Raw genomic sequence first — 24,233 nt, 5'->3', positions numbered from 1 at the left:
ATGAAAACGGCCCTGTTGTTGATCGATCTGCAAAACGATTTCTGCCCCGGCGGCGCGCTGGCGGTCACGGAGGGCGACGCCGTCATCCCGGTCGCCAATCAGGCTATCGCCGCCTGCCTGGCGCGGGGCGAGCCGGTGGTGGCCAGCCAGGACTGGCATCCCGCCAATCACCGCAGCTTTGCGGTGAACTCCCATGCGCAGGTCGGCACCCTCGGCGAGCTGGAAGGTCTGCCGCAGGTGTGGTGGCCGGTGCACTGCGTGCAAGGGAGCCACGGCGCCGATTTTCATCCTCAATTGCAGCGGCAACACATCGATGCCGTTTTTCGCAAAGGACAGGATACGGATATCGACAGCTACAGCGCGTTCTTCGATAACGGCCACCGGGCGCAGACCGAACTGCACGATTGGCTGCAATCGCAGGGCGTCCGGCAGCTGGCGATCATGGGCCTGGCGACCGACTACTGCGTGAAGTTCAGCGTGCTGGATGCACTGGCTGCCGGCTATCCGACGCAGGTGATCGTCGACGGCTGCCGCGGCGTGAATCTGCAGCCGGGCGACAGTGAGCGAGCGCTGCAGGACATGGCGCACGCCGGCGCACAGCTAGTTACCCTGTCACAGTTTCTCGCCAACTAAATCCTCTCGGGCGCCGCCGGCGCCCTCTCTACGCAGCGGCGAAATTATCGACGCCGCTCACAATACCACCTTTCTTCTTCCCCAACGGCTTGTGACCAGCAGGCGCTTTTGCTGTTATGGCTGCGACGCTTTTGGCGTCAATCGGTTATACGCATCCGGGGCCCACTGAGCCCGGCTTTATTGTGCCCGCCCCTGGCGGTACGGTCGGCCTTGCCGACCACAAGGAGACAGACATGAAAATAACCCGAAAACTGCTGCCTTTGCTGGCGGCGGTGCAATTGGCTATGGCCGGCGCAAGCACGGCCCAGGCGGCCTATCTCTCCGTCGGCTACTTCAACGGCGGCGGCGATGTCACCGCCGGCCCCGGTGGTGACATCGACAAGCTGGACGTGACGCAAATCACCCATCTCAACTATTCGTTCGGCCTGATCTACAACGACGAGAAAGACGAAACCAATGCGGCGCTGAAAGACCCCGCTCGCCGCCACCAGATCTACCTGTCGCCGAAAGTCACGGCCGATCTGCAACGTCTGCCGGTGCTGCGCAAACAGAACCCCGAGCTGAAAGTGCTGTTGTCGGTCGGCGGCTGGGGCGCACGCGGTTTCTCCGGCGCCGCCGCCACCGCGGAAAACCGGGCGATATTCATTCGCTCCGCGCTGCAGGTGATCGCACAGTACCGGCTGGATGGGATCGATCTGGACTGGGAATACCCGGTAAACGGCGCCTGGGGGTTGGTGGAAAGCCAACCGGCAGACCGCGACAACTTCACCCTGCTGCTGAGAGAGCTTCATCAGGCGCTGGGTAAAGGCAAGCTGTTAACCATCGCCGTCGGGGCCAACGTCAAAAGCCCGCAGGAATGGGTCGATGTGAAAAGCATTGCCCCTTACCTCAACTACATCAATCTGATGACCTACGACATGGCTTACGGCACGCAGTACTTCAATGCCAACCTGTACGATTCAAAGCGCTGGCCAACCGTAGCCGCCGCCGACCGCTACAGCGCCGATTCCGTGGTAAAACATTATCTGGCCGCCGGATTAAAACCGGCGCAGATGAACCTGGGTATCGGTTTCTACGGCCGGGTGCCGAAACGAGCGACCGAAGCGGGCATCGACTGGGACAAGCCGGACGCCGCCAAACATCCGGTGACGCAGCCTTATTTCAGTGCGCGAGAAACCGCTCTGTTCCGCACGCTGGGGCTGGATCTCAGCAAAGACACTTACTTTAAATACCGCGATATCGTCAGCAAATTGCTCAACGATCCGCAGCAGCGTTTCCGCGAGCACTGGGATGACGACGCCAAGGTGCCTTACCTGACGCTGCAATCCGCCGAAGGCAAACCGCTGTTCGCCATCTCCTACGAGAACCCGCGTTCGGTGGCTATCAAAGCCGAGTACATCAAAAGCCAGGGATTGGGGGGAGCGATGTTCTGGGAGTACGGCGCGGACGACAATAACCGGCTGGCGCAACAGCTGGCGGAGTCGCTGGGAATAAAAGGCGAAAAACGGTAAATCGACGGGGCGATGGCGACATCGCCCCGCTTTAGGGACAGCTTACTGCGGTTTAAGTTTGACCAGCGGCTCGGCAACAAACTGCTGCTTCAGTTCTTGCTTGCTCTTCATCACGATCTGCCCGTCGGTGCCGATGCTCATGTGCTGCGGATCGACGTTGTTCATCGACTGCCACAGCATCACCGCCTGCAGGCTGTTTTCCTTCTGCTCAGGCGTCAGCGCCACGCCGTCCGGCCACTTGCCCAGCTCAACCGCCTGCACCAGGCGCTGGTATATCTCGGGCGTCATCGCCGCAATCAGATCTTTCACGTCCATCAGAGCCCTTCTCGCTTACAGATGAATAATTAGCTGAATCGATTTTGTTGATTAAATTACCACTTAACCGGCCGTTTGGTCGCCATTTTCGCCATCGGTGAAACTCAGCGAGGCGGAGTTGACGCAGTAGCGGTCGCCAGTCGGCTGCGGGCCATCAGGGAAAACGTGCCCCAAATGCGCATCGCAGTGGCCGCAGCGGATTTCAACACGATGCATATTATGTGAATTATCATCAAGATAACGGATTGCATCGGCGGAAACCGGCTCATAAAAGCTCGGCCAGCCGCAGCCGGAATCGTATTTGGTTTCGGAATAGAACAGCGGCTGGTTACAGCACAGGCAATGGTACACGCCCTCGCGCTTGTTGTGCAGCAATTTGCCGCTGAACGGCGCTTCGGTGCCACGCTGTTGCGTCACATAACGTTGGATTTCATTCAGTTCCGTGACCGGATGACCGGGGGTTGTCTCTTTAGCCATTTGTGCTTATCTCTGAATGTGGATAATGTCAACGAAAACAATGATTAATAATAACAAAAAATTAACACCGCTGCAGGGGTTTTTGGCCTAAACTGTAGCCCATAAAGGCCACGTCACGATGATATGTGATAACGATCACACATCTTGCGTATGCTGACTTTATACTTGGCGGCTTGTCCCCATATAACGGATGAGGCCGAGCGCAAATGGACTGTGCAATAAGCGTGCAAAACCACCCTTCCGGTTTGACTTGCCGCAAGTATTGACACGATTCCGCTTGACGCTGGGTAAGGTTTTTGTAATTTTACAACCAACCTTTTATTCACTAACAAATAGCTGGTGGAATATATGACTATCAAAGTAGGTATCAACGGTTTTGGCCGTATCGGTCGCATTGTTTTCCGTGCTGCTCAAGAGCGTTCTGACATCGAGATCGTTGCAATCAACGACCTGTTGGACGCAGAGTACATGGCTTACATGCTGAAGTATGACTCTACTCACGGCCGTTTCAACGGTACGGTAGAAGTTAAAGACGGCCACTTGGTTGTTAACGGCAAAACCATCCGTGTTACCGCAGAGAAAGACCCGGCTAACCTGAAGTGGAACGAAGTGGGTGTTGATGTGGTTGCTGAAGCGACCGGTATCTTCCTGACCGACGAAACCGCGCGTAAACACATCACCGCCGGCGCTAAAAAAGTGGTTCTGACTGGCCCATCCAAAGATGCGACCCCAATGTTCGTTCGCGGCGCCAACTTTGACAAATATGCCGGCCAGGACATCGTGTCCAACGCCTCTTGCACCACCAACTGCCTGGCGCCGCTGGCTAAAGTCATCAACGACAACTTCGGTATCGTTGAAGGCCTGATGACCACCGTTCACGCCACCACCGCTACTCAGAAAACCGTTGATGGCCCGTCTCACAAAGACTGGCGCGGCGGCCGCGGCGCATCCCAGAACATCATCCCTTCTTCTACCGGCGCAGCGAAAGCGGTTGGCGTGGTTCTGCCAGAGCTGAAAGGCAAACTGACCGGCATGGCGTTCCGCGTACCGACCCCTAACGTGTCCGTTGTTGACCTGACCGTGCGTCTGGAAAAAGCGGCTACCTACGAAGAAATCAAGAAAGCCATCAAAGATGCCGCTGAAGGCTCTATGAAAGGCGTTCTGGGCTATGTTGAAGACGACGTGGTTTCCACCGATTTCAACGGCGAAGTGCTGACTTCCGTGTTCGATGCCAAAGCCGGTATCGCACTGAACGACAACTTCGTGAAACTGGTTTCCTGGTACGACAATGAAACCGGCTATTCCAACAAGGTTCTGGATCTGATCGCTCACATCTCCAAGTAATGGCATGATGTTAAGCTGATAATGAGGGCGACATTTTTGTCGCCCTTTTTTTACCCGTCATCTTTCGAGTCACTGCGTTGTTGGCTGCACACACTCACCTCAGTCACTGTCTAAGCATGCGCCTGAGGGCCTGGTTGTGACCCGAAAGCTAATAGGGTCCATTTCTATCTCCGGCAAACAATAAGGTCATGAAATGAACGAGAAAATTTTCACCCTGCCCGTTTCCGAACAAATTTCTCCTTATATCAGCCAGCGGCAACTCGATGAGCTGGGCGTGGTTGTGGTGTCGCACCCGAAAGTGCGCGCGGCCGTCGCGCTGCAAGGCGCGCATTTGCTGGCCTGGCAGCCCAGCGGTGAGCAGCCGGTGATTTGGCTCAGCAACAACACGCCTTTCGCCAAAGGCAAGGCCATCCGCGGCGGCGTGCCGATCTGTTGGCCTTGGTTCGGCCCGGTGGCGCAGCCCTCCCACGGCTTTGCCCGCAACCAGCCCTGGAGCCTGACGGCGCACGATGAAGATGACAACGGCGTCATCCTGACCTTTACGCTGAAAGACAATGAGCAGACCCGCAAACTGTGGCCGCACGCCTTCACGCTAATTGCTCGCTTCAAGCTGGGTGAAGAGTGCGAGATCGAACTGGAGTCGCACGGCGATTATCAAGCCACGGCGGCTCTGCACAGCTACTTCCAGGTCGGCGATATCGATCGGGTCAGCGTGGCGGGCCTGGGCGAGCCGTATATCGATAAAGTGGCGGGCGGCGCCGAAGCGCGCCAGACCGGCGAAGTGACCTTTGTCGGCCAAACCGACCGCGTCTATACCCGCCCGGAAGCTTTCAGCCAGATCCGCGATCCGGCACTCGCTCGCACCATCGAGGTTCACCACCATCATATGAGCGACGTCATCGCCTGGAACCCCGGCGTGGAACTCTCCTGCAGCATGGGGGATATGCCGAACGACGGTTACAAGACCATGGTCTGCATCGAGACCGGGCGCGTCAGCAAACCGCTGGTCGCTGCCGGCGAGCAACCCGCCCGTTTGGGTGTCACCTTCCGCAGTCGTAAGAAGGCCTGAGGAACCGTGCGCGGAAGCGCACCACAGATGTGCAAAAGGGGCGCTAGCGCCCCTTTTTGATGCACGACATGCACGACAGTTGTGCAATGCGTGATTAGAAGGTGTAGCTCACACCCGTCATCAACAAACCGGTGTAAGATTTATCCACCATCGGGCTGTCTTTCACTTCATCCGACAATTTCACATAGCGGCCGACGAAGAAGGCGTTCCAGCTTTTGTTGATCTGATAATTGGCGCTCAGCTCGAGATACGGAGCCCAGCTATCGCCAGGGGTGTAGCTGTCCAGGCCGCTGCGGCGTGATTCATTGGCGCTGACGCCGTAGTAATATTTGTTCTGGTTCTTGCTGTTCCACATCACGCCCACGCCCGGGACCAGCGTCAGCGCGTCCAGATCAAACTTGTACAGATAAGCGACATCGCCCACCAGCCCGTTGCTGTTGTTCAGCGTGTCGCCGGTGAACGTGGTACGAAGGGTGCCCCATTCCGCGTTGTGCGAATAGGCCAGGCCGGCCATCAGCGTGCCGCGACGCTTGTCGAGGCGCTTCATGCGATCGTCGTCGCTGTCGCCTGGACGGTAGCCCCATGGCGTGTAGTAACCCATGATGCTCAGCTGGTTTTCTTGATCTTTCCACAGGTAGTAACCGGCGGTCAGAGTACGAAAGTAGAAGTCGTCACCTTCATAGTCGATGACGGGCACCGGATAAACGCGGTCCTGATAACCGCGATACGCGTCCGGACTAACCAGCGCGGCAGCACCGAGTGACCAGGTCCCCGCCTGAGCACTTTGCGCACAAACCATTGCGGAAGCGATAATTGCTAGCGTTTTGAGTTTTGAAATCTTCACTGGTTCTTTTTCCATAAATTACAGGGTTAATAGCCGCGATAGTTTATGTGAAAATTTAGTTGCGCGCCTAATCTTTACAAAGGAAAACGACCAAGATCGAATAACTTATAGCGGAATTATGAATTAATCATGGCGGAACGATGACGTTTTATCCCGCAGGCCGCGCCAGACAAGGCATTTGGCTTCCACGGTAATAACTGAGTCATTGATATGACTTAAAAAAAGCTTTTTCTGCGGCAGGAAATTTTCCGGCAAGCAAACTAAGCTTAAATCAGAAGGTGAATTTATCCTGGGCCCAGTGGCATACAGCGCAACTCGCGATAATAAGCGCACCAAGTTGGCATACGGGTTGCTGTACTCAGGCGTATTCTCATCTTTCGGGAGCCAGAACACTATCACACGCTCTCTTTAACCTGTGCTAATAACGAAAGGACGGGCATCATGAACATATTTGACCACTATCGCCAGCGCTACGAAGCTGCCAAGGACGAAGAGTTCACACTGCAGGAATTTCTTACCATTTGCCGGCAAGATCGCAGTGCCTATGCCAACGCGGCCGAACGTCTGCTGATGGCTATCGGTGAACCTGTGATGGTCGACACTGCGCTAGAATCACGCCTGTCGCGCCTGTTCTCCAACCGCGTGATCGCACGCTATCCGGCCTTCGAAGAATTCTACGGCATGGAAGAGGCCATCGAACAGATCGTCTCTTACCTGAAGCACGCCGCGCAGGGCCTGGAAGAGAAGAAACAGATCCTGTACCTGCTGGGCCCGGTGGGCGGCGGTAAATCCTCGCTGGCAGAACGCCTTAAAGCGTTGATGCAGCGCGTGCCCATCTACACCCTCAGCGCCAACGGCGAACGCAGCCCGGTCAACGATCATCCGCTGTGCCTGTTCAACCCTCAGGAAGATGCCTCAATCCTGGAAAAAGAGTTCAACATCCCAAGTCGCTATCTCGGCACCATCATGTCGCCGTGGGCGGCGAAGCGCCTGCACGAGTTCGGCGGCGATATCACCAAGTTTAAAGTCGTGAAGGTGCGCCCTTCCATCCTGGAGCAGATCGCCATCGCCAAAACCGAACCGGGCGATGAGAACAACCAGGACATCTCGGCGCTGGTCGGTAAAGTGGACATCCGTAAGCTTGAGAACCACGCGCAGAACGATCCGGACGCCTACGGCTATTCCGGCGCACTGTGCCGCGCCAACCAGGGGATTATGGAATTCGTCGAGATGTTCAAAGCGCCGATCAAAGTGCTGCATCCGCTGCTGACGGCGACTCAGGAAGGTAACTACAACGGCACCGAGGGCATCTCCGCCCTGCCGTTCAACGGCATTATTCTGGCGCACTCCAACGAATCCGAGTGGGTGACCTTCCGTAACAACAAGAACAACGAAGCGTTCCTCGACCGCGTGTACATCGTCAAGGTGCCTTACTGCCTGCGCGTGTCGGAAGAGATCAAGATTTACGACAAGCTGCTGGATCACAGCGAGCTGACTCACGCGCCCTGCGCGCCGGGCACCCTCGAAACGCTGGCGCGCTTTAGCGTGCTGTCGCGGCTGAAAGAGCCGGAAAACTCGAGCATTTACTCGAAAATGCGCGTGTATGACGGCGAAAGCCTCAAGGATACCGATCCGAAAGCCAAGTCCTATCAGGAGTACCGCGACTACGCCGGGGTTGACGAAGGCATGAACGGCCTCTCCACCCGTTTCGCCTTTAAAATCCTCTCGCGGGTATTCAACTTCGATCACGCCGAGGTGGCAGCCAACCCGGTGCACCTGTTCTATGTGCTGGAGCAGCAGATCGAACGCGAACAGTTCCCGCAGGATTTGGCCGAGAAATACCTCGAACATCTGAAAGGCTATCTGATCCCGAAATACGCCGAGTTTATCGGCAAAGAGATCCAGACCGCCTATCTGGAATCCTACTCGGAATACGGACAGAACATTTTTGACCGTTACGTGACCTACGCGGACTTCTGGATCCAGGATCAGGAGTATCGCGACCCCGACACCGGTCAGCTGTTCGACCGCGAGTCTTTGAACGCCGAACTGGAGAAAATTGAAAAACCGGCCGGTATCAGCAACCCGAAAGATTTCCGCAACGAAATCGTGAACTTCGTGCTGCGCGCCCGCGCCAACAACAACGGCCGCAATCCGAACTGGACCAGCTACGAGAAGCTGCGCACCGTGATCGAGAAGAAAATGTTCTCCAATACCGAAGAGCTGTTGCCGGTGATTTCATTTAACGCCAAAACCTCGACGGACGAGCAGAAAAAACACGACGACTTCGTCGACCGCATGATGGAGAAAGGCTATACCCGCAAGCAGGTGCGCCTGTTGTGTGAATGGTATCTGCGGGTCAGAAAATCCTCATAACGCCTCAGGTAAGCGGCATTATCAGGGCCATGTCCACAGTCATGGACGTTGCAGCGCAGCCCAAGGAGGGGCTTACACATTGCGCTGTCGCGACCGGGACATGAAGAGTTGGCAACGTCGTTTGGGGGAAGTATGGCCTATTTCATTGACCGACGGCTGAACGGCAAAAACAAGAGCATGGTGAACCGCCAGCGCTTCTTGCGCCGTTACAAGTCGCAAATCAAACAGTCGATTGCCGAAGCCATCAACAAGCGTTCGGTCACCGACGTAGACAGCGGGGAATCGGTCTCCATCCCCACTGACGATATCAACGAACCGATGTTTCATCAGGGGCGCGGCGGTACACGCCATCGCGTTCACCCAGGCAATGACCACTTCGTGCAGAACGATCGCGTTGAGCGGCCTCAGGGCGGCGCAGGCGGTGGCGGCGGCCAGGGCAACGCCAGCCAGGACGGTGAAGGCCAGGATGAATTCGTCTTCCAGATCTCCAAAGACGAGTACCTCGATCTTTTGTTCGAGGATCTCGCCCTGCCCAATCTGAAAAAGAATCAGTACAAGCAGTTGACCGAGTTCAAAACCCATCGTGCCGGCTATACCGCCAATGGCGTGCCGGCCAACATCAGCGTCGTGCGTTCGCTGCAGAACTCGCTGGCGCGACGAACCGCCATGACCGCCGGTAAAAGACGCGCGTTGCACGAGCTGGAAGATGCGCTGACCCAGTTGGAAAATACCGAGCCGGTGCAATTGCTGGAAGAGGAGCGGCTGCGCAAGGAAATTGCCGAACTGCGCAAGAAAATCGAAAGCGTGCCGTTTATCGATACCTTCGACCTGCGCTACAAAAACTATGAGCGCCGGCCGGAGCCCTCCAGCCAGGCGGTGATGTTCTGCCTGATGGACGTGTCCGGCTCGATGGACCAGGCGACCAAAGACATGGCCAAGCGTTTTTACATTCTGCTCTATTTGTTCCTGAGCCGAACCTATAAAAACGTCGAGGTGGTCTACATTCGCCATCACACCCAGGCGAAAGAGGTGGACGAACAGGAGTTCTTCTATTCGCAGGAAACCGGTGGCACCATCGTTTCCAGCGCGCTGAAGTTAATGAATGACGTAGTCGAAGAGCGTTATGACCCGGCGCAATGGAATATCTATGCCGCGCAAGCGTCGGACGGCGACAACTGGGCCGACGATTCACCGCTGTGTCATGAGCTGTTGGCGAAAAAGATCCTGCCGATGGTGCGTTATTACAGCTACATAGAAATCACTCGCCGCGCTCACCAAACGCTGTGGCGCGAATACGAGGATCTGCAGGCGAAATTCGACAACTTCGCCATGCAGCATATCCGCGAACCGGACGATATCTATCCGGTATTCCGCGAACTGTTCCGTAAGCAGACCGTGTGAATAACGCCGCGTAAATGTCACCACAGCCGGAAAGCACCGTTTTCCGGCTGTTTCTTTTTCGCATTATATATTTGCAAAACCCATGTTTATTTTTTAAACAATGACAACAGCAATAATAAGTCAGATTCCCCAGAACGGTCCTCTCTATTATTTGTTCTTCTGAGGTTATTCCTAAACATCCGCCGCTCCCCCCGCACGGCTTGATAGGAATATTCCCATTCAGTTATCGTTACCCCATCGCTTAAGTCTCTTCCTAAGCGAAATTTGCCTCATTTTATTTTTCTATGGCTTCTCAGCCCGCTGCGGCGGGCATTTACCTGTCAGCAGGTTAGACATCATGATCGACTACACCCTCTATGGCCTCAACAAGCACGATGTTGATGAATACCATAAGCAAATATGTTGCCTGCTCGGCAAAAACGTGCTGCTGGTGCTGACCGCCAACAAGCCGATAACCAAACAGAACCTGCTCGCCAGCCTTATCCAGGAGATAGAAAAGCAGCCCGATGATTATTTTCAGCGGCTGCATCGCGCGGCAATAGAAATGATCGGCGTTAACGGGCGCTAAGGCGATATACGTAAGGCAAACCTCTACGCCATTATTGCCGTCGCCGTCGTGTTGATGATGCTGTTATAGCGATATCAGCGAAGGGATAATCTGCCGCAGAATGTCGAGCCTTCCTGCCCCTGCTTTATTTCAAACCTGCCGCTTCGTCAATCAAACCCGCCACCTCATCGGCATGGGAAACCAGCGAGGCATGGCTGGCATTCAGCACCATCACTTTCTTGGCCTGCAGCCGCTGCGCCATGCGCCGCTGATTCTCCGGCGCTATCATGCGATCGTCGCTGGAAAGTTGATACCATGACGGCTTATGTTTCCAGGCTGGCTCGCCGATGGTGTTACCAAAGGTATCGGCCAGCGGGGCCTTCTGCGCCACCGCCATCACCAATGCCTCGTCGGCGGTCAGATCCTGGCAAAAGCTTTCGTGAAACTTGTCGGTTTTAATCCACAGATAACCGTCGCTGTCCGGGGCCAGATTCTCGACTGCCGCAGGAGGATGCGCTTGCGTAATACCGCCGGCACTTTCACCGGCATCCGGCGCAAACGCGGCGATGTAGACCAGGCCAACCACGTTAGGCTGGTTGCCCATTTCCGTGATCACGGCACCGCCGTAAGAGTGCCCGACCAACAATACCGGTCCCGCTTGCTGCGCGACCATCTTGCGCGTACGTTCCGCATCCTCAGCCAGCGACGTCAACGGCATTTCCACCGCATGAATCGCCGTATATCCCCTGCGCGACAACTCGATGATGACCTTACTCCAGTGCGCGGCGCCGCCCCAGAATCCGTGTACCAGCACGATAGTTGGTTTTGTGCTCATTGCCGACTCCTTCATCTCATAGGAAAGCGCCGCAGGCAGATGAACGCCCCCGCAAGGGGCGAGCCTGGCTGCCTTCGACGCCACGCAGTCCTCCTCTTTTATATAGTCAGCCTCATGGCGTTCAGCAATAGCTACGACGAGTTAACGTCCCCGATTTTCCACCGCCGCCGCAGCTTATCGAAGCGGCTTACGCCGCAAGGCCGGGAAAAAAAAGGATTAAAACTAGGATTTTTACCCATACCGATCTAAAATTTCGCGCAAAAACAAAGAGAAGTAAATTTGGCTCACCGGGAAAAGGAATGAAGTTGTGAAGGAAATGATCTCCATCGTTTTTATGGCATGCCTGCTGGCGCTGCTGTTTTCGTGGCTGTTCGTCTACGGTCTTAACATTCATTAAACCCGTAACGACAACCATCCCCCTCCCTGGCGGGCAAGCGGCGCATCGCGACTGATGCGCTAAAACCGGCGCCTGAAGGGTTCACGTACCGCCAAACCCGACGCCACCTCACCTTAACCTTGCTGTTCGCAAATACATCATTAATTTTTATGAGTCATAACCCCACCGCGTTTCCCCCTTCACCGACTCTTTTACTGCTCAGCGGAGTTCACTCCAGAAGGATGGCTTGCCTGACGCAAAATGTTACCGGTAACTATGCTGTTGATTTCTTTTGGCAATAAACATAAAGCCGCTAATAACCCTACGTTCTTTATAGAAATAAATTATGCATACTTATGGATAAAGGTTTGAATAAAGGGCCTTTGGTCATTGATTATCACCCGCCAAGCTCCTAGAATTCGCGCGTAAAAATACAACTGGGATCGGGTTTCATGTCGCCGCTGTGGGTTGCAACGCAATACTGTTATTTTATTGGTCTGTTAGTTTCTATGGTTTTCACCTACCTGGTTAGCCGGGACACCGTCAAAATTCGCTGTATCAGCGCACTGACCATCGGGTTAACCTGGCCGTTGAGCCTGCCGGTGGTGTTGCTGTTTTCGCTGTTCTAACGCCCCAATGCCGCGCGCTGGCTTTTAAACAGCCATATTAATGAAAAGAGGCTGACCACCGGCGTCATGGTTTTTGGCGTGGGATAAAAAAGTGCCAGCGCAAGGCTGGCATGAAAACGGGAAGCAATGTGAGCAATGTCGTGCCGGATCGGGGGCACAGAAGGAGACAACCCTTTTCCCCTCACCAGTGAATAAAATGATAATACGTCTCATTATTGAATGCAAAGTCATTTCCCCAGGCAACTTTCCCCCTTGAGAAACTATCAGCCGCGCGGCGATCGCCAGCGCTGATACAATCGCCCCGCCCCCCACACCAGCAGCCAGAGCAAAGCGTTCAACCCCAACCATAGCATCAGCAAGTAGAAGAAAGTCTGATAGCCAGGTATGCCCCGATCGGCCAAAAACGGGTTGAAGTGAAAAAATTTGACGATCGCGAACGGATTAAGATTGAAACGGTTGAACACGACCGCCGTCAGCAACGGTGGCAATAGCGTATAAAACGCCAGGCTGAACAACAGCAGGATTTTTGTGCCCGAAGTATTTTTATAATCTTTCATATCAATAAATTATATCTGTCATCATAGTGCAAAAACCGCCAGGCATTCGTACGCCAATCGACCCCGCGGGCGCAAAAGAGTTCCAGGCCAACGCGGAAATAAAGCCGATCCCGCGTTTAATTGTCATTTAGCGCTCGGGTGATATATACCCTGTGGATTTTAAATTACGATGTCGCCGCGCCGTCTTCAAGCACAGCGTTTACATGGCATCATCAGGAGGCATTAATGAAACCGGACGCACTCTCCCTGCCGCCGCCCCCGAAAAAGCTCAAGGTCATCTACGGCTGGTATATTTATGTGATCTATATCCTGCTGGTTTTCAACATTTACATGGCGGTCTACAACGTCTGCGTTCGGCACCCGATCGAGGCCCCGCTGCTGTCGCTGTTTCACAGCCTGTTTCTCGCGCTGATGCTGCAGCAGGTGCTCAAGAAGAACGTCGTTTTCGCCTGGGTCTTGCTGAGCTATTTTATTCTGATGCGCCTGTATTACGCCAATGTGCTGCATGTTGAGTTCACGTTGGTGAGCCGTTGCCTGGTGCTGCTGATTCTGACGCTGCTGCTGACCGGCGCCGTAGCCGTCGGGCAACTGGCCACGCCGCCGCAGCGGCATGACTGGCTGGCGCGGCTGGGCTGGCGGCAATGGGGGGCGCTCACGGCGCTGGCGGCCATCCTGACGCCGCTGATTACCACCGACTATCTGGGATAAACTGGGGGCTATTTGGGAATATGAGGTTCGGAAATGTCTACGACGCGGCATATTTTGGTGTAGTTACCCGCCTTCTCACAGATCTTGTCCGTGACGAACATGCTAAGGTAGCCCAGCAGCAGCAAGTAGCCGGCCATGCACAGAATAAAGATAAGCGTTCTCACCGATAGCGACCAACCTGACAAGAGTATCACGAGCATCATAACCTGAACGAGGCGCTTTAAAAGGATTTCATGTGCGCACCGGCCGCATCGGCGCACGTTCTGTAGTAACATTAAGCCACCACGCCCACCACCGGAAACGCCGATGCACCATCTGATGTTAGACATTGAAACCCTGGATATAAAACCCAGCGCCGTCATTCTGGTGGTTGCGGCGGTGTTTTTCGATCCCCGGACCGGGGAACTCGGCGCCGAATTCGAGGCCGCCGTCAGCAGTCAGAAAGACCAACCGGGCCGTACCATCAGTCTGGACACGGTCGCCTGGTGGGCGAAACAGTCCGATGAAGCACGCAAACAGGCCTTCGGCGGCACCGAGAGCCTGAAGCGCGTGCTGAGCAGCCTCAGCCGCTTTATCCATATGAACAGCACTGATACGGTAAAGGTCTGGGGGAACGGCAAAGAGTTCGACTGCGCGATCCTCGAACACGCCTTCCAGCAGTTGGAAATGCCCTGCCCGTGGAAGTTTTGGGATACTCAGGACGTGCGCACGGTGATCACGCTGGCGGAACTGCATGGCTTTAACCCGAAAAAGGCTCGCCCGTTCGAAGGTATGCCGCATCGTGCGCTGGATGATGCTCGCCACCAGGCCCGTTATGTGGCCGATACCGTCTCGGCGCTCTATTATCGTCAGGGGGCGCAGCGCTGACCCGCTTTGCCCCTTTTCATTTGCCGCCAGAGTCTCTACTCTAGCCCTCTTTGTCACTCGGACGTGCCTTTTCTGTTATGCAAAAGTTTCTGTTTATGCTTCTCAGCCTGGTGCTGCTCGGCCCATTAGGCATCGATCTTTATCTGCCGACTATTCCCGCTATTGCCGTCGGCCTGGGCAGCAGCGAAGCGTTGATCCAATCCACCATATCGCTATTTATTCTGGTACTTGGCCTCGGCCAGGTCATCGCCGGCCCGCTGGTGGATAACTATGGCCGCAAACCGGTGGCGCTGGCCGGCATTATCCTCTACATGATCGGCGCCGCGATGGCGGCGCTGGCCACCAGCCCGACGATTTTCATCGCTTCGCGTCTGCTGCAAGGGGTGGCGGTTTGCTGCACCGCCGTCGTCGCCTTCAGCGGCGTGCGCGATCGCCTGAATGGCGACGACGCCGCCCGCGCTTTCGGCTTTCTTAACGGCACGCTGAACATCATCCCGGCGCTGGCGCCGCTGCTCGGCGGCCTGCTCGCCGAAGCCTTCGGCTGGCGCGCGCCCTTCTGGTTCCTGGTCGGCTACGCGCTGCTGGTGTTGGCGCTCATCGCGCTGCGCCTGCCGGAAACTCGCCCCGCCGACACCGTGCCGGTCAAGGGGTTGCCGGTGCGTCAATACGCGCGCATCCTCAGCGAACTGCGTTTCCTCTCTTTTGCGGTGGTGAACTCCGGGGCGATGGGCATGGCGCTGACCTACGTTTCTCTGGCACCGAACGTGCTGATGGGCACCGCCGGCCTGACGCCGCTGCAATTCTCGCTGGTGTTCGGCGCCAACGGTTTCTGGATCATGCTGGTCAGCTTCTTCGCCAACCGCATCATCCACAAGGTCGGCCGCCCGGTTTGTCTGGCGACCGGCGGCATGTTGATGGGGCTGGGCTGTCTGGGCCTGCTGCTGGGCGTCATGCTGCTGCCCGCGACGGCGCAAACGCACTGGCTGACGTATATGCTGCCAGTCGCCAGCGCCTGCGCCGGGTTGGCATTCGTGATGGGCCCGGCCACCAGCTACGCGTTGGAACCCTACTCCAATGAGGCCGGCGTCGCGTCCGCGCTGGTCGGTTTCGTGCAGATGGCGGGCGGCGCCGCGCTGGGTCTGGTGGCGATGGCGTTGCCGCTGCAACCCAAGCTGTCGCTGGCGCTGGTGATGCTGGCGGGCTGCCTGCTGGCGCTGCACGCGCGGCGGCTCAGCAAGCAGATTAAAGGGCAGATCAGAAAAGTCGCCTGAGCCCCGGCTCAGGCTTCGATGGCGACCGGCACTCGCGCCGCTAACGCCGACAGCAGTTCATAGCCTAACGTCCCTGCCGCCGTGGCCACCTCATCCACCGGCAGACGTTGCCCCCACAGCTCGACTTCGGCGCCCAGTTCGACTTGCGGACAGGGCGTCAGATCCACCGCCAGCATATCCATCGATACCGTTCCCAGGGTGCGCGTCAGCACGCCGCCAACCCATACCGGCGTACCAGTCGGCGCATGACGCGGATAGCCGTCGGCGTAACCGCAGGCCACCACGCCGATACGCTGTGCGCCTGCGGCGCTGTAACGACCACCGTAACCCACACGATCGCCAGACTTCAGCTGCTGAATGCCGATGATTTCACTGCTCAGCGTCATCGCCGGCTGCAGCCCCGTCGCCGCAACGTCATTCCAGCAACCGCTCGGCGAAGCGCCATAGAGAACGATCCCAGGACGGATCCAACTGCCGTGGGTCGAAGGGTGCCACAGCGTGGCGGCCGAGTTGGCCAGACAGCGCGGCAGCGGTATATCGGTAGCCGCCGCCTCGATGGTGGCCATCTGCTGCGTCACGCCTTCGGGGCCGTCGGCGGTGGCGAAATGGCTCATCAGCGTAAGCTCGGCAATGTTGGCTACCGCCTGCGCCCTGCGCCACACCTCATGCAGCCGCTCGGGTGCGAACCCCAGCCGATTCATGCCACTGTTCACTTTCAGATAGACATTGAGCGGCGCGTTCAGCGTGGCGTCGGCGATCGCCGCCAGTTGCCAGTCGCTGTGCACCGCCGTCGTCAGGCGATAACGGTCAAGCAACGCCAGATCCTGCGGCTGGAAGAAGCCTTCCAACAACAGGATAGGCCCTTGCCAACCCGACTCGCGCAGCAGCACCGCTTCGGCCAGATCCAGCATGGCGAAGCCGTCGGTTTGCGCCATGCTGCGCCAAACGTGTTTGATGCCGTGGCCATAGGCGTTAGCCTTGACCACCGCCCAGACTTTGGCGCCGGGGGCGAAACGGCGCACCACCTGCAGGTTATTTTCAATCGCGCCGAGATGCATCGTGGCGGTTATGGGACGGGGCATCGCTTCTCCTTGGGGCAGCGTACGGCGGCCACGCGCGCCTGCGCGTGGCCGGGAAAGTCTATGACAGAGTCAACGATTAACGTGCGGGATGCACGTCGTTCAGCGGAACCGCGTGTTGCTGACGAAACCCGGCGCTGTAACGCGCCACCGCCAGGTCATCGGAAGGGATCGCCGGCGTAATGCCGGACATCAGATCGGACAACAACTGTCCGGAGCCACAGGCCATCGTCCAGCCCAACGTGCCATGCCCGGTATTGAGATACAGGTTCTTCAGCGAGGTGCGGCCGACAATTGGCGTGCCGTCCGGCGTCATCGGCCGCAGGCCGGTCCAGAACGTCGCCTCTTCCACTCGGCCGCCGTTCGGGTAGAGATCGCGCACCACCATTTCCAGCGTTTCGCGCCGTTTTTGCTCCAGCTGCGTATTGAAACCGACGATCTCCGCCATGCCGCCAACGCGAATGCGCTGGTCGAAGCGTGTGATGGCGATTTTATACGTCTCATCCAATACCGTAGAGAACGGCGCCGCCGCTTCGTCGGTGATAGGAATGGTCAACGAATAGCCCTTCAGCGGGTAAACCGGAATGGACACCAGACCGCGCAGCAGCGCCGTGGAGTACGAGCCGAACGCCACCACATAGCTGTCGGCCTTGAACACTTCCTCGCCGCACTGCACGCCGGCGATCTTGTCGCCCTCCACCAGCAGACGATCGACGCTGCGGTTGAACAGGAAGGTGACGCCCGCCTGCTCTGCCATCTTCGCCAACTGTTGCGTAAACAGCTGGCAATCGCCGGTTTCGTCGTTCGGCAACTGCAGGCCACCGGTCAGCTTGTGCGCCACCTGCGCCAGCGCCGGCTCGACGCTGCCGAGCTGGCCGGCTTCCAGCAATCTGTAAGGCACGCCGGCATCTTCCAATACCGCAATGTCTTTCGCGGCGTTTTCGAACTGTTGTTGAGTGCGAAACAGCTGCAGCGTGCCGCCCTGGCGACCTTCGTACTGGATGCCGGTTTCCTGACGCAGCGCCTTGATACAATCGCGGCTGTATTCCGCCAGGCGCACCATGCGGCCTTTGTTGGTCATGTAGTGTTCGGTGTTGCAGTTTTTCAACATCTGCCACATCCAGCTCAGCTGGAAGCTGCTGCCGTCGAGGCGGATGGCCAACGGCGCATGGCGCTGGAACATCCACCTTATGGCCTTCAGCGGCACGCCCGGCGCCGCCCAGGGGGCAGCATAACCCGGTGAAATCTGCCCGGCGTTCGCCGCGCTGGTTTCCAGTGCGGGGCCTGGCTGACGATCGATCACCGTCACCTCATGCCCCGCCTTCGCCAAATACCAGGCACTGGCTACGCCCACCACTCCACTACCTAAAATTACCACTCGCATCGCTGACTCCAGCCCAAGGCTTCACAAAGCATAATCTTCTGCTTACAGGAAATTAACTCAGTGAAAAAATCCGTCCAACAACTTCGTCATCAAACGTGACAATATTCACAATTAATTTATCGTCGATGGGCCATGTATTTGCAATAGCCGTCTGCAAATAGCGATAAGATGCGGTTTAGAGGGGATTATGGCGTCATACCGCCACTGAATTGATATCAACGCTATCAATGATAGCATTCAAAAAAGGCGTAATAAGCAACATTGATTTAACAGAACATAAAAATACCAGCCAACATTTAAACAGAATAAAAATCCAATAAAATAAAAAATTCCAACATAACAAACAAAGAGAGCCCCCTCCCTCCGCAGCAGAAAAATCGCGCAAAATTTCAGCTGCCGTTAACCTTGCTTTCAGTGCCGGAATAAAACACCCGAGCCCTTGGCCCGCCCGTTTATGTTGAACGCTGCAGCACGATATGAACGTTGAAGCCAGAAACAGCGCCTAAAGTTCACACTGTCGCTATTGTGGAGAACGTCTTATGTTCATCGCCATCTACCAGTTTTCAGTCAAACCCGGACACGAGCACGCCTTTCGCCAGGCTTGGCTGGCGTTGACCCAAGGTATCTATCTGCAGCGCGGCAGCCTTGGCTCGCGCCTGCATCGGGATGTGGGCGGGCAGTTTATCGGCTATGCGCAATGGCCAAGCCGAGTCGCATGGGAAAGCGCCGGTGATATTCAGTTGGATGAACGCTACCGGCAAGCCCGGGAACGAATGCGTGCGACCTTGTTGGCAGATAAAACGCTATTTGAAATGGAAGTGACGGACGATTACCTGCAAATCAGACCGTTTGACTGAGCACAAGCCCACACAGGCGGGCTTGTGGTTGCGGGAACGAGCAGCATCAATGATGCAGCATCTCATCCACGACTTCTTTGGTTTGCAGTTGGAATGGGTAGTAAGTCGGCCAGTTATCCATCTCTTTCAGCAACGCTTCCTGCGACGTGTTGCCCATAAAGATATGGAAATGCGCCGATTTGCGCGGGCCGATAATATGATCGCTGAACTGCACGAATTTCGGCGCCAGGCTGCCGGCATCCTGACATTCAAACAGATAACGCACGCCCTTTTTACCGGAAACATACGTCAGGATCTTATGCCCGGCGTACTTATACTGACAGGCGCTGGATTGGTCACCGCGGTGAAATTCCATGACGCCGTTTTCAATGCCGATGGTATCCACATCGGTGGCATACCCTTTGCGGTAATACGCCTTCACTTCGGCGAATGTCTTGCGCTTGTCCTGTGCCGCTTTCTTCTTGAACACCGGGTCAAGATCCCCATTGAGCAGATAGGGATACACGGATTGCCACACGCCCTCCCAGTCGGCCAGGTCGCGATCTTTGACGTCCTTATCGTCGAACACCCCCGCCTCCGCCTTTTTTTCCGCCTCCGTCAGCGGCTTGCCATGTGAATGATGCCCGTGGGCGCATGCCTGCCCGCTGATAAACAACGCGGCCAGCGCCACCGCCAGTTTGCCAAAATGCCTCGCCAAAATGCGCTCCTTGTCCGTTATCGGGAAAAATTAAAAGTTACAATATAACATAACATTTTTCAATCCTTGTCGTGCAACAGGCATTGTGTTGCGCCCCCCTGCCGCAGGGTTATACTCGAAGAGGAAGTGCGGTGCCGCACCGCCTTCTGCCGGGACGGGCGCCGGATTGACCGCCGTTCGCCCCTTTGCGTACCGGCATTTTTATTTCACTGATTTGCAATGGTTAATTATGACTTGAACTATGCTTGTTACAGGGTCTGCCGTTTGAGCAAGACCCGTGAATAATGAGGGTGCGCTGATGACTACTTCAACACATGAAAAGGTTAAGGATGATAAACGTCTGAGCGATGGACCGGACTGGACGTTCGAACTGCTGCAGGTGTATTTGGAGCAGATCGACCGCGTCGCCAAGCATTACCGACTCGACACCTACCCCCATCAAATCGAGGTGATCACCTCCGAGCAGATGATGGACGCCTATTCGAGCGTCGGCATGCCGATCAACTATACCCATTGGTCCTTCGGCAAGAAGTTCATCGAAACCGAACAGCGCTACAAACAGGGCCAGCAAGGGCTGGCGTATGAAATCGTCATCAACTCCAATCCCTGCATCGCCTACCTGATGGAGGAGAACACCATCACCATGCAGGCACTGGTGATGGCGCACGCCTGCTATGGCCACAACTCGTTCTTCAAGAATAACTATCTGTTCCGCAGCTGGACCGACGCCAGCTCCATCGTCGATTATCTGCTGTTCGCCCGCCACTACATCAGCCAGTGCGAAGAGCGCTACGGCGTCGATGAAGTGGAGCGACTGCTGGACTCTTGCCATGCGCTGATGAACTATGGGGTCGACAGGTACAAGCGCCCGCAGAAAATCTCCCTGGTGGAAGAGAAAGCGCGCCAGAAAAGCCGCGAAGAGTATCTGCAAAGCCAGGTGAATACGTTATGGAAGACCTTGCCACGCGTTGAACGCGAAGAATCGCCGGAGCAGGCGCGCCGGTATCCGAGCGAACCGCAGGAAAATATCCTCTATTTTATCGAAAAGAATGCACCGCTGCTGGAACCCTGGCAGCGTGAGGTGTTGCGCATCGTGCGCAAAGTCAGCCAGTATTTCTACCCGCAAAAGCAGACTCAGGTGATGAACGAGGGTTGGGCCACCTTCTGGCATTACACCATCCTCAACCATCTGTACGACGAGGGCCGAGTGACCGAGCGGTTTATGCTGGAGTTTTTGCACAGCCACACCAACGTGGTGTATCAGCCGCCGTACAACAGCCCGTACTATAACGGCATCAACCCTTATGCGCTGGGCTTCGCCATGTTCCAGGACATCAAGCGCATCTGCCAATCGCCGACCGAAGAAGACCGCTACTGGTTCCCGGACATCGCCGGAAAAGACTGGCTGGAGACATTGCACTTCGCCATGCGCGACTTCAAGGACGAGAGCTTTATCAGCCAGTTCCTGTCACCCAAAGTGATGCGCGATTTCCGGTTGTTCACCGTGCTGGACGACGATCGCAACAACTATCTGGAGATTGCCGCGATCCATAACGAAGCCGGTTACCGGGCGATCCGCCAGGAGCTGTCGGCGCAATACAACTTGAGCAACCATGAGCCGAACATTCAGATCTGGAACGTGGATCTGCGCGGTGACCGCTCGCTGACATTGCGCTACATCCCGCAGGAACGCGCGCCACTGGATAAGAGCCGCCGCGACGTGTTGAAGCACCTGCATCGCCTGTGGGGCTTCGACGTGATCCTCGAGCAGCAAAATGAAGACGGCAGTGTAGAGCTGCTCGATCGCTGCCCGCCGCGGCCTACGCCGCTGTAACCGCCACAACGACAAAGGGCGCCGCATGGCGCCCTTTCTTATTTCATTGACTCGCGATTAACGACGCGCTTCGGTCAGATCGCTCGGCATGGTGCCCTGCATGCTCTGCCAAATCGCTCCGCTGTCTTTACCGTAGCTGCGCACGGTATCCATCACCTGGTCGTACAATTTCTCATGGCACAGCGTGGACAGCTTGCTGTAGAAGGCCAGCGCCAGCTTGCGCGCTTCCGGATTGGAGAAGTAGTAACGGCCCACGCGGGTGTACAGCCCTTTCAGACCGTTGAAGATCAGGCCGTAGATCGGGTTGCCGGAAGCGAACGCCAGACCGCGGAAGATCTCGTAATCGAGCAGATTGAAAGCGTCCGCCTGATCTTCTACCTCGGCGGCCTTCGCCAACACTTCCTGGGCCTGCTCCGGATGATTGCGCACCGCGGCGCGAATAAAGATCGACGCGATATTGGTGCGCACGGACAGCAGGTTATCGATCAGCTGAGGGACGCTTTTGTGATCGAGACGGGCCACCGTCTCAAGGATATTGAGGCCGGACGTTTCCCAAAAATTGTTCACTTTGGTCGGTTTGCCATGCTGAATGGTCAACCAGCCATCGCGGGCCAGACGTTGCAACACTTCACGTAACGTGGTGCGCGTGACGCCAATCAACTCCGAAAGCTCACGCTCCGCGGGCAAAATAGAGCCAGGGGGGAAGCGATTATTCCAAATACTCTCAATAATGTACTCTTCCGCGAAACCGGCAGGACTCTGCGCCTTTATGACCATGTGTTTGACGTTCCGTTGCGACGATAAAATCAGTAAAAGTAATCAGCTCATCATACCAGATCGTGCTGACATGACATAGCGTGAGCGAAAAACAATAAACGAAAGTGTGCATAACGTGGCAAAAAACGAGCAAAAATACCGGTCGTGGGAATTTTCTCATCGTAAAACAAGCTCAGGTTGCGCACGCCCCCGCCGCATTGTTAGGGTACGTGCTACGACTGATTGAAGGATGCATAGAGCACAATGGAAACAACCCTGCGTAGCGCCCTGCTCAAAAATTTTCTGGGGCAATCTCCCGACTGGTACAAACTGACCATTCTCATTTTTCTGGCGATCAACCCCCTGGTGTTCTTTTTCGCCAGCCCGTTTATCGCGGGTTGGCTGCTGGTGGTCGAGTTCATCTTTACCCTGGCGATGGCGCTGAAATGCTACCCGCTGCTGCCGGGCGGCCTGCTGGCGCTCGAGGCCGTGGCCATCGGCATGACCAGCCCGGCGCAGGTCTCGCAGGAAATCGAACATAATCTGGACGTGTTGCTGCTGCTGATCTTTATGGTGGCCGGCATCTACTTTATGAAGCAACTGCTGCTGTTCGTATTCACCAAGCTGCTGCTCAACATCCGCTCGAAAACGCTGCTGTCGCTGGCGTTCTGCCTGGCCGCTGCCTTTCTTTCCGCCTTTCTCGACGCGCTGACGGTCGTGGCGGTGGTGATCAGCGTGGCCACCGGCTTCTATTCCATCTATCACAACGTGACGTCGAATCGCCCCGACGGCGACATCGGCGATGACAGCGATTTTACCGGCGAAGAGCGCAAACAGACGCTGGAGCAATTCCGCGCCTTTCTGCGCAGCCTGCTGATGCACGCCGGCGTCGGCACCGCGCTCGGCGGGGTCATGACCATGGTGGGCGAGCCGCAAAACCTGATCATCGCCAAAAACGCGGGCTGGGGTTTTATCGATTTCTTCCTGCGAATGGCGCCGGTCACGCTGCCGGTGTTGGTGTGCGGCCTGCTGGTTTGTTGGCTGGTAGAACGTTTTCGCCTGTTTGGCTACGGCGCGCAGCTACCGGAAGCGGTACGCGACGTGCTGAAAGAGTATGACCGCAAGGCCACTGCGGGCCGTAGCAAGCAAGAACGGCTCAAACTGGTGATGCAAGCGCTGATCGGCGTTTGGCTGGTGCTGGCGCTGGCCTTCCACCTGGCTGAAGTGGGGCTGATTGGCCTGTCGGTCATCGTTCTCGCCACCTCCCTGTGCGGCGTGAACGACGAGCACGCCATCGGCAAAGCGTTCCAGGAAGCGCTGCCGTTCACCGCGCTGCTGACGGTGTTTTTCACCGTGGTCGCGGTCATCATCGAGCAGCACCTGTTCAGCCCGGTGATCCAGTTTGTGCTGCGCGCCGAGCCCGCTTCTCAGCTTTCGCTGTTCTACCTGTTCAACGGCCTGCTGTCGTCGGTTTCCGACAACGTGTTCGTCGGCACGGTTTACATCAACGAGGCGCGCACCGCGCTGGAAACCGGCGCTATCGGGCTGAAGCAGTTCGAGCTGCTGGCGGTCGCCATCAATACCGGCACCAATCTGCCCTCGGTCGCTACCCCTAACGGGCAGGCGGCGTTTCTGTTTCTGCTGACGTCTGCGCTGGCGCCGCTGGTGCGTTTGTCGTATGGCCGCATGGTATGGATGGCCCTGCCTTATACGGTGGTGCTGACGGTGGTTGGCCTGCTGTGCGTCCAGTTCACCTTGGAACCGGCGACCGAGCTGTTGACGCAGTGGCATTGGCTGACGCTGCCGTCCATCGACGCCGTCGGCCACTGAGACGGCGTCGGCAGGGTGAACCGACTATTTTTACGC

General features: G+C 56.5%; 24 protein-coding genes. 14 read left to right on the top strand and 10 right to left on the bottom strand.

Going from position 1 to position 24,233, the window contains the following annotated elements; all coding sequences use genetic code 11:
* Both pncA and ACMGF7_RS18490 read left to right on the top strand, forming a co-directional pair.
* Positions 1-633: a bifunctional nicotinamidase/pyrazinamidase gene (gene pncA, locus ACMGF7_RS18495; protein ID WP_197799646.1), complete on the top strand. Its 633-nt coding sequence runs from the start codon at positions 1-3 to the stop codon at positions 631-633.
* A gap of 233 nt (positions 634-866) precedes the next feature.
* Positions 867-2,144, top strand: a complete 1,278-nt coding sequence (locus ACMGF7_RS18490; RefSeq protein WP_049240332.1) for a glycoside hydrolase family 18 protein — start codon at positions 867-869, stop codon at positions 2,142-2,144.
* Between the two features lie 42 nt (positions 2,145-2,186).
* Here the strand turns inward: ACMGF7_RS18490 and ACMGF7_RS18485 are convergent, their stop codons facing one another.
* A complete protein-coding gene (locus ACMGF7_RS18485) occupies positions 2,187-2,459 on the bottom strand; it encodes a YeaC family protein (protein ID WP_004932218.1) in 273 nt (90 codons plus the stop codon).
* Between the two features lie 63 nt (positions 2,460-2,522).
* Entirely contained in the window at positions 2,523-2,936 is a 414-nt protein-coding gene (msrB, locus tag ACMGF7_RS18480) for a peptide-methionine (R)-S-oxide reductase MsrB (RefSeq protein ID WP_004932219.1), read from the bottom strand.
* Positions 2,937-3,284: 348 nt separating this feature from the next.
* On the opposite strand from msrB, the gene gapA reads away from it, so the two are divergent.
* Together gapA and ACMGF7_RS18470 are read left to right on the top strand one after the other, a co-directional pair.
* Positions 3,285-4,280 (top strand): glyceraldehyde-3-phosphate dehydrogenase, encoded by a 996-nt coding sequence (gene gapA / locus ACMGF7_RS18475; RefSeq protein ID WP_004932222.1) that lies wholly within the window; start codon positions 3,285-3,287, stop codon positions 4,278-4,280.
* Between the two features lie 193 nt (positions 4,281-4,473).
* Positions 4,474-5,349: a D-hexose-6-phosphate mutarotase gene (locus ACMGF7_RS18470; RefSeq protein ID WP_049240331.1), complete on the top strand. Its 876-nt coding sequence runs from the start codon at positions 4,474-4,476 to the stop codon at positions 5,347-5,349.
* 94 nt (positions 5,350-5,443) lie between these two features.
* On the opposite strand, the gene ACMGF7_RS18465 is transcribed toward ACMGF7_RS18470, so the two are convergent.
* Complete coding sequence (locus ACMGF7_RS18465) at positions 5,444-6,208, bottom strand: MipA/OmpV family protein (RefSeq protein ID WP_015378103.1); 765 nt, start codon at positions 6,206-6,208, stop codon at positions 5,444-5,446.
* Between the two features lie 108 nt (positions 6,209-6,316).
* Positions 6,317-6,592, bottom strand: a complete 276-nt coding sequence (locus ACMGF7_RS18460; RefSeq protein WP_153297016.1) for a hypothetical protein — start codon at positions 6,590-6,592, stop codon at positions 6,317-6,319.
* 42 nt (positions 6,593-6,634) lie between these two features.
* Here ACMGF7_RS18460 and yeaG point away from each other — a divergent pair, with 42 nt between their 5' ends.
* From yeaG to ACMGF7_RS18445, 3 genes are all read left to right on the top strand, one after another.
* Positions 6,635-8,569 carry a protein kinase YeaG gene (gene yeaG / locus ACMGF7_RS18455; protein ID WP_004932230.1) on the top strand — a complete coding sequence of 645 codons (1,935 nt, stop codon included), beginning with the start codon at positions 6,635-6,637 and terminating at the stop codon, positions 8,567-8,569.
* 132 nt (positions 8,570-8,701) lie between these two features.
* Entirely contained in the window at positions 8,702-9,970 is a 1,269-nt protein-coding gene (locus ACMGF7_RS18450) for a YeaH/YhbH family protein (RefSeq protein WP_004932234.1), read from the top strand.
* A gap of 337 nt (positions 9,971-10,307) precedes the next feature.
* On the top strand, positions 10,308-10,538 hold the full coding sequence (locus ACMGF7_RS18445) for a hypothetical protein (protein WP_004932237.1): 231 nt from the start codon (positions 10,308-10,310) through the stop codon (positions 10,536-10,538).
* Between the two features lie 124 nt (positions 10,539-10,662).
* Here the strand turns inward: ACMGF7_RS18445 and ACMGF7_RS18440 are convergent, their stop codons facing one another.
* A complete protein-coding gene (locus ACMGF7_RS18440; RefSeq protein ID WP_004932239.1) occupies positions 10,663-11,352 on the bottom strand; it encodes an alpha/beta hydrolase in 690 nt (229 codons plus the stop codon).
* 828 nt (positions 11,353-12,180) lie between these two features.
* Between ACMGF7_RS18440 and ACMGF7_RS18435 the strand changes: the two genes are divergently transcribed.
* Complete coding sequence (locus ACMGF7_RS18435) at positions 12,181-12,357, top strand: GhoT/OrtT family toxin (RefSeq protein WP_015378105.1); 177 nt, start codon at positions 12,181-12,183, stop codon at positions 12,355-12,357.
* Between the two features lie 263 nt (positions 12,358-12,620).
* Here the strand turns inward: ACMGF7_RS18435 and ACMGF7_RS18430 are convergent, their stop codons facing one another.
* Complete coding sequence (locus ACMGF7_RS18430; protein WP_015378107.1) at positions 12,621-12,914, bottom strand: hypothetical protein; 294 nt, start codon at positions 12,912-12,914, stop codon at positions 12,621-12,623.
* A 225-nt stretch (positions 12,915-13,139) separates the two neighbouring features.
* On the opposite strand from ACMGF7_RS18430, the gene ACMGF7_RS18425 reads away from it, so the two are divergent.
* The 3 genes from ACMGF7_RS18425 to ACMGF7_RS18415 all read left to right on the top strand — a co-directional run bounded on the left by ACMGF7_RS18425 (position 13,140) and on the right by ACMGF7_RS18415 (position 15,760).
* The gene (locus ACMGF7_RS18425; protein WP_164094878.1) at positions 13,140-13,622 is read left to right on the top strand and encodes a hypothetical protein; all 483 of its coding nucleotides are present in this window, start codon (positions 13,140-13,142) and stop codon (positions 13,620-13,622) included.
* A 306-nt stretch (positions 13,623-13,928) separates the two neighbouring features.
* Positions 13,929-14,489, top strand: a complete 561-nt coding sequence (locus ACMGF7_RS18420) for a 3'-5' exonuclease (protein WP_004932251.1) — start codon at positions 13,929-13,931, stop codon at positions 14,487-14,489.
* A 77-nt stretch (positions 14,490-14,566) separates the two neighbouring features.
* Positions 14,567-15,760, top strand: coding sequence for a multidrug effflux MFS transporter (locus ACMGF7_RS18415; protein ID WP_420286563.1), 1,194 nt, complete (start codon positions 14,567-14,569; stop codon positions 15,758-15,760).
* Positions 15,761-15,768: 8 nt separating this feature from the next.
* Here the strand turns inward: ACMGF7_RS18415 and dadX are convergent, their stop codons facing one another.
* Positions 15,769-16,842 (bottom strand): catabolic alanine racemase DadX, encoded by a 1,074-nt coding sequence (gene dadX, locus ACMGF7_RS18410; RefSeq protein WP_049240328.1) that lies wholly within the window; start codon positions 16,840-16,842, stop codon positions 15,769-15,771.
* Positions 16,843-16,918: 76 nt separating this feature from the next.
* Complete coding sequence (locus tag ACMGF7_RS18405; protein ID WP_049240327.1) at positions 16,919-18,223, bottom strand: D-amino acid dehydrogenase; 1,305 nt, start codon at positions 18,221-18,223, stop codon at positions 16,919-16,921.
* 539 nt (positions 18,224-18,762) lie between these two features.
* On the opposite strand from ACMGF7_RS18405, the gene ACMGF7_RS18400 reads away from it, so the two are divergent.
* Positions 18,763-19,080 (top strand): antibiotic biosynthesis monooxygenase family protein, encoded by a 318-nt coding sequence (locus ACMGF7_RS18400; protein WP_033632861.1) that lies wholly within the window; start codon positions 18,763-18,765, stop codon positions 19,078-19,080.
* 46 nt (positions 19,081-19,126) lie between these two features.
* Here ACMGF7_RS18400 and zinT read toward each other — a convergent pair whose 3' ends face one another.
* The gene (gene zinT / locus ACMGF7_RS18395) at positions 19,127-19,777 is read right to left on the bottom strand and encodes a metal-binding protein ZinT (protein ID WP_004932265.1); all 651 of its coding nucleotides are present in this window, start codon (positions 19,775-19,777) and stop codon (positions 19,127-19,129) included.
* 298 nt (positions 19,778-20,075) lie between these two features.
* On the opposite strand from zinT, the gene ACMGF7_RS18390 reads away from it, so the two are divergent.
* The gene (locus tag ACMGF7_RS18390) at positions 20,076-21,611 is read left to right on the top strand and encodes a SpoVR family protein (RefSeq protein ID WP_016927460.1); all 1,536 of its coding nucleotides are present in this window, start codon (positions 20,076-20,078) and stop codon (positions 21,609-21,611) included.
* A gap of 57 nt (positions 21,612-21,668) precedes the next feature.
* On the opposite strand, the gene fadR is transcribed toward ACMGF7_RS18390, so the two are convergent.
* Positions 21,669-22,388: a fatty acid metabolism transcriptional regulator FadR gene (gene fadR / locus ACMGF7_RS18385; RefSeq protein WP_004932271.1), complete on the bottom strand. Its 720-nt coding sequence runs from the start codon at positions 22,386-22,388 to the stop codon at positions 21,669-21,671.
* A 243-nt stretch (positions 22,389-22,631) separates the two neighbouring features.
* Here fadR and nhaB point away from each other — a divergent pair, with 243 nt between their 5' ends.
* Positions 22,632-24,197, top strand: a complete 1,566-nt coding sequence (gene nhaB, locus ACMGF7_RS18380) for a sodium/proton antiporter NhaB (protein ID WP_033632859.1) — start codon at positions 22,632-22,634, stop codon at positions 24,195-24,197.
* The last annotated feature ends 36 nt before the right edge of the window (positions 24,198-24,233 follow it).

Source organism: Serratia sp. BNK-17, from assembly GCF_048684935.1.
Classification (GTDB): Bacteria; Pseudomonadota; Gammaproteobacteria; order Enterobacterales; family Enterobacteriaceae; genus Serratia; species Serratia nematodiphila.
The sequence above is the reverse complement of the archived record's forward strand: the minus strand, read 5'-3'. Positions and strand labels throughout refer to the sequence as shown.